Source organism: Rugosibacter aromaticivorans (assembly GCF_000934545.1).
GTDB classification, from domain to species: Bacteria; Pseudomonadota; Gammaproteobacteria; order Burkholderiales; family Rhodocyclaceae; genus Rugosibacter; species Rugosibacter aromaticivorans.
Window position 1 is genome coordinate 1,642,800 of record NZ_CP010554.1, and the last position, 14,564, is coordinate 1,657,363.

A 14,564-nucleotide genomic window follows, 5' to 3' on the forward strand; every position below is an offset into this window, starting at 1 on the left:
AGAGTTATCCCAATTGTCATGAATTTGCTCGATTATTCCCACGGCATTTATGCGTTTGACTCAGGTTATCTGCGCCCCAATCTTGTTGCCGTACACCTGATAGAAAGCGCTGGCCGCGTGGCGTTTGTTGATACGGGTACATTTGAAACCCTGCCACATGCGCTGGCCGCATTAGAGCGCCTTGGCCTCACGCCCGAGGCCGTGGATTACGTCATGCTCACGCACATCCATCTCGATCACGCCGGTGGCGCGGGCGTGATGATGGCAGTCTTCCCTAACGCCCGACTGGTGGTGCATCCGCGCGGCGCGCGACACATGGCCGAGCCGTCGAAACTGATGGTTGGGGTCGAGGCCGTGTATGGCAAAGAACGCACACGGGAACTCTATGGCGAGCTCAAACCGATTGCCGCCGAGCGCATCATCGAAGCGCACGACGGCACGCGCCTGCGCTTGGGCGAGCGCGAGCTGCTGTGCATCGACACGCCCGGCCATGCCCGCCACCACATCGCCATTTTCGATACGCAGTCGAGAGGCATCTTTACCGGGGATACCTTAGGCATCAGCTATCGCGAACTCGTGGTCGATGGCCGCCCATTTCTCTTTCCCACCACCTCGCCTTCGCAGTTCGATCCCCTCGCCATGTGCGCTTCGGTCGAACGCATGATGGTGCTGCAACCGGAAGCTGCCTACCTCACACATTTCGGACGCTTGTCCGAGCCGCATCGGCATGCGCCGGAGCTGTTGCATCGCATGGATGATTTCGTTCGCATTGCTAAAGATGCAGCACGTGATGCCGCACAAAAAGTCGGTGCTGGTGGCACGGCGGCAAATACCTTGCACGAGATCATTAACGCCGCCCTTAGCACCAACCTGCGCGACTATCTGCTCACCGCAGCTCGCACTCACGGCTCACGCTTGAGCGACGACGAACTCATGTCCATTCTGCACATTGACATTGATCTCAACGCGCAAGGGTTGGCGCTCTGGGCCGCAATGGCAGTTTGAAAACGCGCTAACGACCTGCCACACTGGGCTCTCAGCCAAGTCGAATATCCCCTGCTATACTGCGCACCGTTCGTGGTGTCCGCGCATGAGTCTTCATGCCGGATGAAACGGGAAGCCGGTGCGTGTTTTGCCTATTCGCAACAACACAATTCCGGCGCTGCCCCCGCAACGGTAAGGAAGTGCGGCTGCCTCACAACGCCACTGGAAAGATCTCAAAATATTCCGGGAAGGCGAGGTAGCAAGACTTCCAAGCCCGGAGACCGGCCATGGACATCCGTATCAGATGCTGCGGGGTAGCCGCGTCGGACGTGCGATGTTCGTTGCGCCTTGGAAATTTTGGCACCTTCAAACATCACCCCTCCCTTCGGTTCCTCCCTCGCCTCTGATTTTTTGAGCTACCGGCTTGCGGGGACGCACGCCGGAAACAGGGAGTCCATTCATGCATCATTCATTCCGTGTCACCGCCCTTACCGCAGCTGTCTTTGCTGCATTCTCCGCCCACGCCACAGAAGAAACCGATCCCGCAGCTGTGGTGGTCATCGCCACCCGCCAGCCGAGCCGTATCAGTTCCTTAACCACAGACGTCACACTGATTGACCGTACTGCGATTGAAGAAGCCGGACCGAATGCCACCCTCGGCGACCTGCTGACGCGCGTACCCGGCATCGAGCTTTCTCGCCAGGGAAGTCGCGGCTCACCTGAAGGCGTATTCATACGCGGGGCCAATACCGGCCACACCCTGGTGCTGATCGACGGCTTCCGTGCCAGCTCCGCCACGCTGGGCCAGACGGCTATCGAGTCGCTCCCTTTGTCGCAAATCGAACGCATTGAAGTCCTGCGCGGCGCAGCCTCCGCACTATATGGCTCTGAGGCCATCGGCGGCGTTATTCGCATTACCACCCGGCCCTCCGCCGATAGCCCACGTCTCGATGTCAGCCTGGGCGCAGGCAGCCGTGGCGCACAGGAAGCCTCTCTGGCCCATGCCGGACACTTCGGGCAGTTCGATTATGCGTTACGGCTAAGCGACTCGCACAGCCGTGGGGTTTCTGCCATCACCAACCAATCCAGTTCTGCTTTCAACGCCGACAAAGATGGTTTTTGGCGCCGCACGATGGCACTGCACGTCAACTGGCGACCAAGTGAAAAAACCGAAATCGGCGCCCAATGGTTCGAGACCGATGGCATGAACCGCTTTGATGCCGACGGCTTCCCTCCCTTTGGACCACCCGCTAGCTCTGATTGGCAAACCCGCCACAAGATCACCAATTATGCAGCTCACGCCAAGACGCAACTCGTCGACAACTGGAGCAGTGAACTCCGCGTTGGCCGTAGCGAAGATAACAGTGTGTCAACGCCCTCCTTTACCCTTGGGCAAGCAAATGACAGCTTCAAGACACGGCAGGATCAGTTTGTCTGGCAGAACGACATTAACCTGCCGCTTGGCAAAGCACTGGTTGCCATAGAAACCTTGCGCGAAGAAATCGCCTCGACCAACATTTACACAGGCACGCAGCGCACGACCGATTCGCTCGTTCTCGGCTGGAATGGCAGCGCCGGTGCACACTCCTGGCAAGTCGCTGCACGTCATGATGACAACTCCCAGTTTGGCGGCAAGACGACGCAAACATTGGGTTACGGTTTCCGCTTTGCTCCCGCCTGGCGCATTTCCGCAAATACAGGAACGTCGTTCAAGGCCCCCACCTTCAACGATCTGTATTTTCCGAACACGCCCTTCGTTGGCGTCGGCAATCCCGCTCTGCAACCCGAAACAGGCCGCAGTCAGGAACTCGCCTTGCACTATGAAGAAGGCAGCACCCAGGCATCGCTCACCGCCTTTCGCAACACCATTCGCAACCTGATTCAATGGGAAGAGTCTCCTCCCGGTTCGTTCTTCTACACACCGCGCAATGTTGGCCAGGCGCGGATTACTGGCTGGACTGCCGCCACATCGACGCGCCTCGCCGGCTGGACACTGGGTGGTCATCTCACCGTGCAGGACCCGAAAGATACGGATACCGGCGAATATCTGATACGGCGAGCGAAAAAATTTGCCACACTGTCACTCGGCCAGGATACCGGCCGTTGGTCGTGGGGCGGCGAAATTCAGGGTTCGGGGCCACGCTACGATGCGCCTGATTTTTTCACCAAGAAAAATACGAAGAAAATGGGCGGCTACGGTGTGGTCAATCTTCATGGCGAATATCAGTTCGATCACGGCTGGTCGGTCTTTTCCCGCGTAGACAATCTTTTCGACAAGCGCTATGAGTTGGCAACCAGCTCGACAACCAACTATGCCTCGCTCGGCACGACCGTGTTCGCCGGGGTACGCTTCGTGCTGAAATAACCCATGCCCTCCCGCCGCCGCGCCCTCACCGTTCTTGCCCTGCTCCTCGCGTTGGTGGGGGTGAGTTTCGTTGTGGCGCTGGCGGCGGGGAGCATTCCGGTCACAACACATGATTTGCTTGCTGCACTGTTCGGTGGAACGTTTGATGGGAATTTTAATAGTGCGGGCGAGACTTCCTTGGCCGTGGAAGTCATTCGCGGTTTGCGTCTGCCGCGTGCGCTGGGGGCCTTCGCCTGCGGTGGCCTGCTGGCGCTGGCGGGCGCGCTGATGCAAGTGCTGTTGCGTAATCCGCTGGCTGACCCGTATGTACTGGGCATTTCCGGCGGCGCGGCGGTCGGCGCGCTGTTGGCGATGCTCGCCGGGCTGGCACTCTGGTTCGTTGACCTGGCTGCGTTTGCCGGTGCCTTTGCAGCAATGCTCATCGTGTTCGGCTTGGCGCATGGCGACAGCAGCTGGACGCGCACGCGGCTGCTCCTCACCGGTGTCATCGTCGCCGCCGGTTGTGGCGCGGCGGTTGCCTTGATGCTATCGATTGCACCGGAAGCCCAGTTGCGTGGCATGCTCTTCTGGCTAATGGGCGATGCCGGACAAATCAGCGAGCCGCGTCCGGCGCTCGTGGTGCTGGCCACGGGGCTTGCCCTGGCGCTGCCCTTTGCCCGCGAGCTCAACCTTCTGGCGCGTGGCGATGTGCTGGCGCAAACGCTGGGCGTCTCGGTTAATCACGTCAAACGCGGGGTGTATTTTCTTGCCGCGCTGACCACTGCCACCGCCGTCACCACGGCGGGCAGCATTGGTTTCATTGGCCTCATCGTGCCGCATCTGACGCGCTTGGGGCTAATGAAGCTGGGCTGGGGAAATGATCAGCGCCTGCTGTTGCCCGCTGCCGCGCTCGTGGGTGGCAGCCTCTTGCTCTTGGCCGACACGCTGGCGCGCACGGTGGTTGCGCCGCAACAGTTGCCTGTTGGCGTGCTCACCGCGCTGATCGGCGTGCCGGTGTTTCTGTTTCTGCTTGGCCACGACAAACACGCATGACATCACACGCATGGCGCCATTAATTTTCACCCGCAATTTATCTGTGCGCATTGGCGGCCACTCCATTTGCCGCGCGCTGAACTGGCAGGTTAACCCTGGCGAGCGCTGGGCGGTTCTCGGCAAAAATGGCGTCGGCAAATCCACCCTGCTGGCCACTCTCGCCGGTTTGCGGGCGCCAGATGCTGGCGAATTGACCATAGGCGGCGTCTCGCTGGCGCCGACTTTCCATAGCGCAGCACATCGTCATCTGGCAAAAATACGCGGCTATCTCACCCAGCACCAAACGGATCCCTTTCCCTCGACCGTGATGGAAACCGCGCTGATCGGCCGCCATCCGCATCTGGGGCGCTGGGATTGGGAGTCCGCGGCCGACCGCGAGATCGCCCGCGCAGCACTTGCCGAAGTCGATCTCGCCGATTTTTCTGAACGCGAAGTGCAAACGCTGTCTGGCGGCGAGCGGCAGCGGCTGGCGGTGGCGCAACTCCTGACACAACAACCGCCGCTCTTCCTGCTCGACGAACCGCTCACTCACCTCGATCTGTCGCATCAGGTCGCGGTCATGGAACTCTTCACACGCCAGGCGGCCGCAGGCGCAACGGTAGTTGCCGTACTGCACGACCCCGGCTTTGCCGTACGTTACTGCGAGCACGCCCTGCTTCTGTTTGGCAACGGCGAATGGCTTGCGGGGCCTGCCACTGACATCGTCACAACAGAGAACTTAAGTCGGCTCTATGGCCACCCCCTACGCGAATTGCGTGCCGAGGAGTTGCGCTGGTTTGTTCCCCTCTGAGGCATCGGTCGCGGTTCCATCGCCTGCAACCCGATATTTTTTAGCCGCGCCCGGTTTAATAAATCTTCTTCTTGCCTGCCACGTGTGTTTTCGGATATGATCCAGGCTCGATCCGGGTTCTCCTGCGTGCAGTCTGTGCGCCGGAGTGAAACGGGAAGTCCGGTGCCTTTGGATAGCTGATCTTAAAATCATTGTCCAGACAGTCCGGCGCAGCCCCCGCTGCTGTAAACCTGACAAATCTGTCCCAATGCCACTGTGCGATGCACGGGAAGGCGGACAGAGGCGAGTGAAGGTAAGCCAGAAGACCGGCCTTGATCGAGTGAATGGTATGTACCCCGGGGTGAGGGTGTTGGCCGGTTTTGTTTGGCTTGCAGTTCGATGCGCAGTTTTGTTTGACTAGCTTTGTCTAATTTGTTTTATTGTGCCTGAGCGGCGATTTGTTATCGCTCGTCACAACCAGGCAATACCGACGTCAAACGTGATTGCAATGCTCCCCCCTCGCCATACCGATATTGATCGTTCATCGCAGAGGAGAAGCACAATGCACATCGAACCAGGTTACGTTTCCGCCACCAAAATCGCCTTGGCCAATACCGCCGCCATCGGCGTGCTGGGCAGCCAGTCATTGCAGCTGGTTCGTCAGCCGCAACTGATTGTCCGCACGCTGCTGGCCGCTGTTTTCTTCACCTTTTTCATGCAGCTGTATCACCTGCCCGTGGGGCCGTCCGAGCTGCATTTCGTCGGCGCCATGCCGATCTACCTCACCCTGGGTTTCGTTCCCACGCTGATCGGCTTCGGTCTCGGCCTGCTGCTGCAGGGACTGCTCTTTACTCCCACTGACCTGGTGCATCTGGGGATCAATACCCTCTCCCTGGCCGTTCCCCTCTGCCTGCTGCATGCAACCCTGGGCAAGCGGCTGCAGAAGCTCGATGTCAAGACCATCCTCACGCTGGACGCCACTTACTACAGCGGCGTCACCCTGATGGTGGGTTTTTGGCTGGCTATCGGCGAAGTCGCCACACCGTTTGCCGCCTGGGCTGGCTTCGCAGCCTCCTACATCAGTCTGGTTCTGATCGAGCCCGTGTTCACCTGGGTGATCGTCAAGGGCCTGGCCCGCTACAAGGACAGCACCATCCTCCGCTACTGCTTTGAGCTGCGCGCGGCTTAAAACGTGAGTGGCGTGATTGGCATGATGGGAAAAGTCTGGTTTGTCGGCGCCGGTCCCGGCGACCCCGAACTGATTACGGTCAAGGGCCGTCATCTGCTCGCGCGCGCCGGGGCCGTGCTGTTTGCCGGATCGCTGGTCGATCAGGCGGCGACGCTTTATGCACCCGACGGCTGCACCATCCGCGACTCGAAAGACATGACGCTCGAGCAAATCACCGCCTGGCTGATCGAGCAGGCGGCATGTCATGAAACGGTAGTCCGCCTGCAGACTGGCGACCCCGGTCTCTACGGTGCGCTGATCGAGATGGTTCGCCCGCTCGATGCCGCGGGCATCAAGTGGGCGGTTGTTCCCGGCGTTTCTTCGGCGATGGCTGCCGCCGCGGCAGCCGGCGAAACGCTGACCCTGCCGGAAGTCACCCAGACCGTGATCTTTACCCGCGTTGCCGGCCGCACGCCGATGCCGCCGGGCGAGGATCTGGAAGCGCTGGCGGCGCATCGCACGACGCTCTGCATTTTTCTCTCCATCACCCTGCTGCACGAGGTGCAGCGTGCCTTGCGCGCCGCCGGCTGGCCGGAAGACGCGCCGCTGCTGGTCGTGCAAAAAGCCAGCTGGCCAGGGCGGGAGAAAATCGTGCGCGGCACACTGGCCGACATCAAGCGCCGTTGCCAGGACGAAAAAATCGCCACACAGGCCATGATCATTGCCAGCCCCACACTCGGCGCACGGCACTGGCAGGACATCGTCCGCTCCAAACTCTACGACCCGGCTTTCGGCCACCGCTTTCGCCGGGCATCGATCACTGAAATCACTGAGGGCGCCTCATCATGAACGACACCAGCTTCCTCCTCGTCGGCCACGGCTCGCGCAACCGCGAAGGCAACCAGGAAATTCTGCATTTTGCCGCACAGTGGCGCGAGCGCCACCCTGAATGGCGGATCGAGGTTTGCTTCATCGAACACGCCGAGGTGCTGCTTAACGAAGGGCTCGACCGCGCCGCACGAAACGCGCGCCGGGTCATCGCCCTGCCCTTCATTCTCAATGCCGCAGGGCACGTCAAGATGGAATTGCCGGCCGCCCTCAACGCCGCCCGCCTGCGTCATCCCGGCGTGCACTTTGACTGCATGCGCCACCTCGGCATGGGCCGCGAGATATTTGCCGTGCTCAAGGGCCAGCTCGACGGCCTGATGAAACAACTCGATATGCCCGACCCGCGCACCACCGGCGTCATCCTGCTCGGCCGCGGCTCATCGGATACCGGCGCCAATGGCGAACTGGCGAAAATGGCGCGGTGGCTACTCGAAGATGGCGACCACGACCTGGTCGATCTGGCCTTCACCAGCATCACCTGGCCGCGCCTGGAAACCGTCGTGCAACGCCAGGTCCGCCTCGGGATGAAGCAGATTTGCATCATTCCGGTGTATCTCTTCACCGGCGTGCTGATCGAGCGCATCAAGGCACAGCTTGCCCGCCTGCAAAGCCAGTATCCGGAGATGGCCTTTGCGCTAGGCACGCACTTTGGTTTCGATGCGGGCATCTTCGACCTGCTCGACGCCAGGGCCGCCGGATACGAGCTCGCTGAAGGCGGCCTGCTCGAATGCGACGGCTGCAAGTACCGGCTGGCAGCGGAAGAAACGCACCTGCACGACCACAGCCACACACAGGATCGCAGCGAGGGCCATGCGCACACTCACCTCCATCCGACCCATGCGTAAGCCATGACCATCAACACCGCCAATGTCGTCACCGAGCAGCTCACTGCCGCCGGACGCGCCATCGAGCATGACTCCTTCGCCATCATCGACGCCGAAGCCGGACCTCACGCCGCCTACAGCGACGAGCAGTGGTTCATCGTGCGGCGGATGATCCACGCCAATGCCGATTTCGAATTCAACGGCCTGACCGAGTTTCACCCGGATGCGATCAGCGCGGGTCTCGCTGCCATTCTCCGGGGCGGCACCGCCATCGTCGCGGATGTCGAGATGATCTGCGTCGGTCTCTCGGCCACGCGCCTGGCGCACTTCGGCCTCTTCACGCACCAGTTCATTTCCGATGCCGACGTAATCGTGCAGGCCAAAGCCGAAGCAACTACCCGCGCCGTGCAGGCCATGCGCAAGGCCCATCGTCTCGGCCTGCTTGACAATGCCATCATCGGCATCGGCAACGCACCCACGGCGCTGATCGAAATCGTTCGCCTGATCCGCGAAGAAGACCTGCGCCCGGCACTGGTCATCGGCATGCCGGTCGGCTTCGTTTCCGCCGCCGAATCCAAGGCCCTGCTGGCACAGATCGATGACGTGCCGTGGATCGGGATTCGCGGCCGCAAGGGAGGCTCCACCCTGGTAGTGGCAGCGATCCACGCCCTTCTCGGCATTGCCGAAAGCCGGCAGAGGAATGCAGCTTGAGCATGTCCGCCGCCAATGACACACACCCGGACATAACCCCGGACAGGCCACCGGACACACCCCCGCCGGAAAAAGTCCGCAAGGGTACTGCCAGGCGCCAGCGCGGCAACCGCACGGGGTTCACTACCGGCGCAAATTCCGCCGCCGCCGCGATTGCCGCCACCCAGGGACTGGTGCAGGGCTGCGTGCCGGAACAGGTGGTCTGCCGCCTGCCCAACGGCCAGGAAGTTAACTTCACCATCGTCGATGGCCGGGTGGATGACCACTGCGCTCATGCGGTCAGCATCAAGGATGCCGGCGACGATCCGGACGCCACCGACGGCGCCCACCTGACGGCGGATGTACGCCGCATCCCCCGCGGCGGTGGGCTCGTCATCCTCAAAGGCGGCGCCGGTGTCGGCATCGTCACCAAACCGGGGCTGGGCCTGGAGGTCGGCGGCCCGGCAATCAACCCGGTACCGCGCCGTAATATCACTGAAAATGTCGAGCGCACCGGCGCCGCCCTGCTGGCGGCGGGCGACAGTCTGGAGGTCACCATTTCCGTCCCCGGCGGCGAGGAAATGGCCAAGAAAACGCTCAACTCGCGGCTCGGTATTCTCGGCGGCATCTCCATCCTCGGCACCACCGGCATCGTCCGCCCGTATTCCACCGCCGCCTTCCGCGCCAGCGTGGTGCAGGCCGTGGATGTCGCCGCCAATCAGGGACAAACCCACGTCGTGTTCACCACCGGCGGCCGTACCGAGAAGTTCGCCATGCGCCAGTTGCCCGAACTCGACGAATCCTGTTTCGTGCAGATGGGCGACTTCGTCAAGGCCGCCTTCCAGGCCGCCAACCGGCAGCGCATGCAGCACATCACCGTCGGCGCGATGGTCGGCAAGCTGAGCAAGATGGGTCAGGGCCTCGCTGTCACCCACGCCTGGAAGGAAGAGGTCAACCGTAATCTGCTGGCCGACTCCGCCGCCGAGGTGGGCGCACCGCCCGATCTGGTCGAGGAAATCCGCAATGCCGAAACCGCCCGTTTCGCCGCGGAGCGCCTGCAAGTCCTTGGCCTCACGGTGCCGTTTCACCGCGCCCTGGCCATCCGCGCCATCAAGAGCTTGCGCAGCTGCTACCCCGGCCCCTACCAGCTCACCGTGCTGGTCTGCGATTTTGAAGGTCAACCGATTGTCCGCGTCGAGGAGAGCGAGCTTGTCTGAACCCCAACCACCCTGCACCCTGCTGGGCATTCTCGATGACGGCTGGGCCGGGCTGAGCGATGCCGCACGCGATCGCCTCGGCACAGCCGATGTCGTCATCGGCGCCGGCCGCACGCTGGCGCTGGTGCGCCCTCATCTGCGCGACGGTGTCGCCGTGCATGACATGGGCGGCGCCCTGGGCAAAGTACCAGGCTGGATCGAAGCCGCACGCGCCCAGGGACTATCCACCGCAGTGCTCGCCACGGGCGACCCGTTATGCCATGGCATCGCCGCCTTCCTCATGGGCAAGCTGGGCAGGGAGGCCGTGGATATTGTTCCGGCCCCGACAACCCTGCAACTCGCCTTCGCGCGTTTCAAGCGTCCCTGGCAGGACTACCGGATCACCTCCTGCCACGGCGTCGATGCGGGCGAGTGGCATGCCTGGGCGCCGGGCGTCACGCCGGAACACGGCCTCTACAAGCTGGTGCGCGCGGTTGCCGAACACCCGCGCGTCGCCGCTTTCACCAGTCCCGAAAACGGCCCTGACCGCATCGCCCGCGCCCTGCTGGCCGCCGGCTATGGCGACGACGTTCGTCTCTCGATCGCGGCGCATCTGGCGCAAGCCGATGAAGCCCTGTTCGCCGATCTCCCGTTGGCGTCAGCTGCAGCGCAACGCTTCCCCGATCCGAACGTCGTGCTCATCGAACGCAGCGGGACGGAACGCCGCGCCATTTTCGGTTTCGAGGATGCCGACTTCGTTCAGAGGCAACCTGAAAAGGGCCTGATTACCAAACTCGAAGCCCGCGCCGTTTCGCTGGCAAAACTCGGCTTGCGCGCCGACAGCATGGTCTGGGACATCGGCGCTGGCTCCGGCTCGGTCGGCCTGGAAGCTTCGCGGCTGGCCTGCGCCGGCCATGTCTGGGCCATAGAAAAAAACCCGCATGACGCCGCCAACGCGCGCGCGAACGCCCGCCACCTCAAGGTCACCAACTACACCTTGCTGGAAGGCAAAGCGCCGACAGGGCTCGACGCCTGGCCCGATCCGGATGCCGTATTCATCGGTGGTTCCGGCGGCGAGCTGGCCCAGCTCATCACGCTCATCCTCGCGCGCTTGAAACCCGATGGCCGTCTGGTGATGAATTTCGTCACCTTTGAAAACCTCGCCACCGCCACCGCCACGCTGGCCGCCGCCGACGCGCCGTGGGAGGTGGTGCAGTTGCAGGCTTCGCGCAGCCAGCCCATTCTCGACATGCACCGGCTGGCGGCGCAAAACCCGATCTGGATCGTCACTGCCCGAAAGAACACGGAAAATGTCTGACAAAAACCATGACCGCCACTATGGCCCCTGCTATGGCCGACTGATTGGCGCCTCCCTTGGCCCCGGCGACCCGGAACTAATCACCCGGCGCGGCTGGGCTGCCCTGCAATCCGGCGCGCGCTGGCTCTACCCGATAAAAAAAGCCGAAGAACGCTCCTATGCACTGGACATCGTACAGCGCGGCGGACTGGTGGTTCCCGCCGACGCCGAAGCCCTGGTGTTTCCGATGACACGCAACCCGGAGATTCTCGCCAAGGCCTGGGTCCGCGCCGCCACCCGCACCGTCGAACTGCTCACCGAAGGCCGTGATCTGGTCTTTCTGGTCGAGGGCGATGCTTCCACCTTCGCCACCTTCGGCCATCTCGCCCGCGTGGTGCGCGAGCTGGCGCCGGACGTCGAGGTGGAAACCATTCCCGGCGTCAGCTCCTTTGCCGCCGCCGCCGCTCGCATCAACGCCACGCTGGCGGAAGAAGACGATACCCTCGCCGTCATCCCCGCCGCCTACGGCGTCGAACTCATCGACCACCTGCTTGGTGAGTTCGACACGCTGATTCTGCTCAAGGTCAAACCGCTGCTCGATGAAGTGCTCGACCTCCTTGAGCAACGCAGCCTGCTCGCCACCAGTTGCTTCATCGAAAAAGTCGGGTCGCCCGACGAACGCGTGGTATCCGATGTACTTAGTCTGAAAGGCGAAAAAGTGAACTATCTCTCACTGATGCTGGTGAAAAATCCCAAACGGGCGCGCGGCGAACTGCGGCGTGGTTGCCGCAAACGCGCAGGGCTGCCGGCATGACACAGCACCTCCCCTTCCCCGGCAGCCGCATCGCGGTCGTCGCTATCACCCGCCACGGTATCGCACTGGCCGGAAAAGTGGTGGCGGCATTGCCCGGCGCCCGGCTTTTTGCACCGGAAAAATTCCGCACCGAAGCCGAAGCCGCCGCGCCGGATGCCGCCTGCTATACCGGAAAAACCGGCGACCAGATTCCGGCGCTCTTTGCGGCCTTCGACGGCATCGTCTGCATTGTCTCGCTCGGCGCCGTGGTGCGCCTGATCGCGCCGTATCTGAAAAACAAGGAAGCGGACCCGGGCATTGTCGTGATCGACGAAGCTGGCCATTTCGTCATTCCCATGCTGTCCGGCCATCTCGGCGGCGCCAATGCGCTGGCCGGTCGCCTCGCTACGGCGCTGGACGCAACGCCAGTGCTGACCACGGCCTCCGACTCACGCCAGACACTGGCAGTTGATCTGCTCGGCCGCGAACTGGGTTGGACTTTTGATGCCAGCCACGACGAGATCGTGCGCGCCAGCGCCGCCATGGTCAATGACGAGCCGGTCGCCCTGGTGCAGGAAACCGGCAGCACCGACTGGTGGGCAAAGCATGCCAACGGGCGCAGCGGCCCGTTGCCGGCCAATCTCAAACAGTTTGCGCGGCTGGAAGAAATCGATCCCGCGGCTTTTGGCGCCATCCTGTGGGTGAGCCAGCGCGAGCTGCCCCCCGGCTGGGTGGCAAAACTGGCAGGCAAGCGCGTGATCTATCGCCCGCCGCAGGACTCCGCACAGTGAAAACCGCCCCATTCAAGGTCGCGCTTGGACTGGGCTGTGACCGGGGCACTCCGGCCGAGACCATCGCCCGCGCAGTAGCCGAAGCCCTCTCCGCCGCCGGACTCGAAGCGACACAGGTGCAGGCCGTCGCCAGCATCACGCTGAAAGCGGACGAAGCCGGTCTGCTGGCTTTTGCCGCCGCGCAAGGCTGGGCGCTGAGCTTTTATTCGCCGGAACAACTGGCCGCCGTCTCTGTGCCCAACCCGTCGGAAACCGTGCGCAAGTACACCGGCACGCCTTCCGTCGCGGAAGCCGCGGCCCTCTTGGCCGCCGGCGCGGACAAGCGCCACCTGATCATCAAAAAACACAAGCTGCGTGGCCCCGACGGGCGCAGCGCCACCATTTCCATCGCAAGGATATCCAAATGAACAACGCAATGAACAACGAAATCAAAAAATCCGGAAAAATCATGCTGGTCGGCATTGGCCCCGGCAGCAACGACCATCTGACGGCCCGCGCCCGTGCAGCGATTGCCGAAGCCGATACGATCATCGGCTACGTCACTTATATCCGCCTCGTCACCGATCTGATCGAGGGCAAGGAGATCATCAAGAAATCGATGACCGAAGAACTGGACCGTGCCATCGAAGCTTATGCACGGGCCAAACAGGGCAAGAAAGTAGCCCTCATTTCCTCCGGCGATGCGGGCGTCTACGGCATGGCCGGCCCGACATTCGAAGTCCTGTTTCAGGCTGGCTGGACGCCGGATTCGGATATTGAGGTCGAAATCGTCCCCGGCGCTTCGGCGCTCAACACCTGCGCCGCGCTGGTTGGCGCACCGCTGACCCACGATTTCTGCGCCATTTCCCTGTCTGATTTGCTGACGCCCTGGCCGGTCATCGCCAGGCGGCTGAATGCCGCCGCCGATGCCGATTTCGTCGTCGCCCTCTACAACCCCAAGAGCGGTCGCCGCACGCGGCAGATTCAGGAAGCGCGACGTCTCTTCCTTGCTCACCGCCGGCCGGATACACCAGTTGCCATCGTGAAGTCGGCCTACCGGCCGAAACAGCGCATCGAATTCACCACGCTCGACAAAATGACCGAATGCGACATCGGCATGCTGTCCACCGTCCTCATCGGCAACTCCAGCACGTTTGTGCGCGATGGCCTGATGGTCACCCCGCGCGGCTACGCCAGCAAATACGACGTGGAAAGCGGCGGCACCCATGCTGGCGAGCAGGCCGGACGCTCGCTCTCTACCGGCCTCAACGGCTGGCTGGAAACCATCCGCAGCAGCGGCAAGACACCGGATGAACTGGCGGCCCAGTATGGCCTGCCCGCCAGCTACATCGCCGCCACCCTGGCCGAAATCCCGGAGACAGATCAGGAAAACGATAGCGAAAGCGCTGAGGATGTTGTCGCATGAGCACCGTCGAACAACCTAAAATCGCCGACTACCATCGCCATCTGCTGGTATGCACCGGCCCTCGCTGTACCGCCGACGGCGAATCACAGGCGCTCTTCGACAGTCTTGGCGCGGCTTTCAAGGTTGCCGGGCTGGATCAGGGCGAACTGCGCGTCAAACGCAGCCGGGTCTCCTGCTTCGCCGCCTGCCGGGGCGGGCCGATCTTTTGCGTGCAACCGGATGGCATCTGGTACTACAACGTCACACCAGCGAATCTGCAGCGTATCATCAACGAACACCTCGTCGGCGGTCGACCGGTCGACGAGCTAATTTTCCACCGCGGTCCGGCAACGCAGCCCTGACGAGAGCAACAAGGAAACGAA

15 protein-coding genes and 2 riboswitches are annotated in these 14,564 nt (G+C 62.3%); all 15 genes read left to right on the forward strand.

Annotation, left to right across the window (positions count from 1 at the left end; genetic code table 11):
* Positions 1-18 precede the first annotated feature (18 nt).
* The 15 genes from PG1C_RS08180 (at position 19) to PG1C_RS08250 (ending at position 14,543) form a co-directional block, all read left to right on the forward strand.
* Positions 19-1,005, forward strand: coding sequence for an MBL fold metallo-hydrolase (locus tag PG1C_RS08180; RefSeq protein WP_202634334.1), 987 nt, complete (start codon positions 19-21; stop codon positions 1,003-1,005).
* Between the two features lie 56 nt (positions 1,006-1,061).
* A riboswitch (cobalamin riboswitch) is annotated at positions 1,062-1,288 on the forward strand.
* 156 nt (positions 1,289-1,444) lie between these two features.
* Positions 1,445-3,349, forward strand: coding sequence for a TonB-dependent receptor domain-containing protein (locus tag PG1C_RS08185; protein WP_202634335.1), 1,905 nt, complete (start codon positions 1,445-1,447; stop codon positions 3,347-3,349).
* Positions 3,350-3,352: 3 nt separating this feature from the next.
* Entirely contained in the window at positions 3,353-4,381 is a 1,029-nt protein-coding gene (locus PG1C_RS08190) for a FecCD family ABC transporter permease (protein ID WP_202634336.1), read from the forward strand.
* Positions 4,382-4,391: 10 nt separating this feature from the next.
* Positions 4,392-5,171 carry an ABC transporter ATP-binding protein gene (locus tag PG1C_RS08195; RefSeq protein WP_202634337.1) on the forward strand — a complete coding sequence of 260 codons (780 nt, stop codon included), beginning with the start codon at positions 4,392-4,394 and terminating at the stop codon, positions 5,169-5,171.
* Positions 5,172-5,268: 97 nt separating this feature from the next.
* A riboswitch (cobalamin riboswitch) is annotated at positions 5,269-5,499 on the forward strand.
* A 213-nt stretch (positions 5,500-5,712) separates the two neighbouring features.
* Entirely contained in the window at positions 5,713-6,339 is a 627-nt protein-coding gene (locus tag PG1C_RS08200; protein WP_202634338.1) for an energy-coupling factor ABC transporter permease, read from the forward strand.
* 21 nt (positions 6,340-6,360) lie between these two features.
* Positions 6,361-7,167 (forward strand): precorrin-4 C(11)-methyltransferase, encoded by an 807-nt coding sequence (cobM, locus tag PG1C_RS08205; RefSeq protein WP_202634339.1) that lies wholly within the window; start codon positions 6,361-6,363, stop codon positions 7,165-7,167.
* The gene (locus PG1C_RS08210) at positions 7,164-8,051 is read left to right on the forward strand and encodes a sirohydrochlorin chelatase (protein WP_202634340.1); all 888 of its coding nucleotides are present in this window, start codon (positions 7,164-7,166) and stop codon (positions 8,049-8,051) included. Before cobM ends, PG1C_RS08210 begins: the two co-directional genes overlap by 4 nt.
* 3 nt (positions 8,052-8,054) lie before the next feature.
* On the forward strand, positions 8,055-8,741 hold the full coding sequence (locus PG1C_RS08215; RefSeq protein ID WP_202634341.1) for a precorrin-8X methylmutase: 687 nt from the start codon (positions 8,055-8,057) through the stop codon (positions 8,739-8,741).
* A gap of 2 nt (positions 8,742-8,743) precedes the next feature.
* Complete coding sequence (locus PG1C_RS08220; RefSeq protein ID WP_202634342.1) at positions 8,744-9,937, forward strand: cobalt-precorrin-5B (C(1))-methyltransferase; 1,194 nt, start codon at positions 8,744-8,746, stop codon at positions 9,935-9,937.
* A complete protein-coding gene (cbiE, locus tag PG1C_RS08225) occupies positions 9,930-11,234 on the forward strand; it encodes a precorrin-6y C5,15-methyltransferase (decarboxylating) subunit CbiE (protein ID WP_202634343.1) in 1,305 nt (434 codons plus the stop codon). The genes PG1C_RS08220 and cbiE overlap by 8 nt, the downstream gene beginning before the upstream one ends.
* Positions 11,227-12,027, forward strand: a complete 801-nt coding sequence (gene cobI, locus PG1C_RS08230) for a precorrin-2 C(20)-methyltransferase (protein WP_202634344.1) — start codon at positions 11,227-11,229, stop codon at positions 12,025-12,027. Before cbiE ends, cobI begins: the two co-directional genes overlap by 8 nt.
* On the forward strand, positions 12,024-12,797 hold the full coding sequence (locus tag PG1C_RS08235; protein ID WP_202634345.1) for a cobalamin biosynthesis central domain-containing protein: 774 nt from the start codon (positions 12,024-12,026) through the stop codon (positions 12,795-12,797). The genes cobI and PG1C_RS08235 overlap by 4 nt, the downstream gene beginning before the upstream one ends.
* Positions 12,794-13,204 (forward strand): cobalamin biosynthesis protein, encoded by a 411-nt coding sequence (locus tag PG1C_RS08240; RefSeq protein ID WP_202634346.1) that lies wholly within the window; start codon positions 12,794-12,796, stop codon positions 13,202-13,204. The genes PG1C_RS08235 and PG1C_RS08240 overlap by 4 nt, the downstream gene beginning before the upstream one ends.
* Positions 13,201-14,202 carry a precorrin-3B C(17)-methyltransferase gene (cobJ, locus tag PG1C_RS08245; protein WP_237218111.1) on the forward strand — a complete coding sequence of 334 codons (1,002 nt, stop codon included), beginning with the start codon at positions 13,201-13,203 and terminating at the stop codon, positions 14,200-14,202. Before PG1C_RS08240 ends, cobJ begins: the two co-directional genes overlap by 4 nt.
* A complete protein-coding gene (locus PG1C_RS08250) occupies positions 14,199-14,543 on the forward strand; it encodes a (2Fe-2S) ferredoxin domain-containing protein (protein ID WP_202634347.1) in 345 nt (114 codons plus the stop codon). Before cobJ ends, PG1C_RS08250 begins: the two co-directional genes overlap by 4 nt.
* Positions 14,544-14,564 lie beyond the last annotated feature (21 nt).

Excerpts from the sequence above, each read along its gene's own strand:
- PG1C_RS08200 (WP_202634338.1), top strand. The coding sequence starts at position 5,713 with ATGCACATCGAACCAGGTTACGTTTCCGCCACCAAAATCGCCTTGGCC.
- PG1C_RS08235 (WP_202634345.1), top strand. The coding sequence starts at position 12,024 with ATGACACAGCACCTCCCCTTCCCCGGCAGCCGCATCGCGGTCGTCGCT.
- PG1C_RS08185 (WP_202634335.1), top strand. The coding sequence starts at position 1,445 with ATGCATCATTCATTCCGTGTCACCGCCCTTACCGCAGCTGTCTTTGCT.
- PG1C_RS08210 (WP_202634340.1), top strand. The coding sequence starts at position 7,164 with ATGAACGACACCAGCTTCCTCCTCGTCGGCCACGGCTCGCGCAACCGC.
- PG1C_RS08250 (WP_202634347.1), top strand. The coding sequence starts at position 14,199 with ATGAGCACCGTCGAACAACCTAAAATCGCCGACTACCATCGCCATCTG.
- PG1C_RS08180 (WP_202634334.1), top strand. The coding sequence starts at position 19 with ATGAATTTGCTCGATTATTCCCACGGCATTTATGCGTTTGACTCAGGT.
- PG1C_RS08195 (WP_202634337.1), top strand. The coding sequence starts at position 4,392 with ATGGCGCCATTAATTTTCACCCGCAATTTATCTGTGCGCATTGGCGGC.
- PG1C_RS08190 (WP_202634336.1), top strand. The coding sequence starts at position 3,353 with ATGCCCTCCCGCCGCCGCGCCCTCACCGTTCTTGCCCTGCTCCTCGCG.
- PG1C_RS08220 (WP_202634342.1), top strand. The coding sequence starts at position 8,744 with ATGTCCGCCGCCAATGACACACACCCGGACATAACCCCGGACAGGCCA.
- PG1C_RS08215 (WP_202634341.1), top strand. The coding sequence starts at position 8,055 with ATGACCATCAACACCGCCAATGTCGTCACCGAGCAGCTCACTGCCGCC.
- cobI (WP_202634344.1), top strand. The coding sequence starts at position 11,227 with ATGTCTGACAAAAACCATGACCGCCACTATGGCCCCTGCTATGGCCGA.
- cobJ (WP_237218111.1), top strand. The coding sequence starts at position 13,201 with ATGAACAACGCAATGAACAACGAAATCAAAAAATCCGGAAAAATCATG.
- cobM (WP_202634339.1), top strand. The coding sequence starts at position 6,361 with ATGATGGGAAAAGTCTGGTTTGTCGGCGCCGGTCCCGGCGACCCCGAA.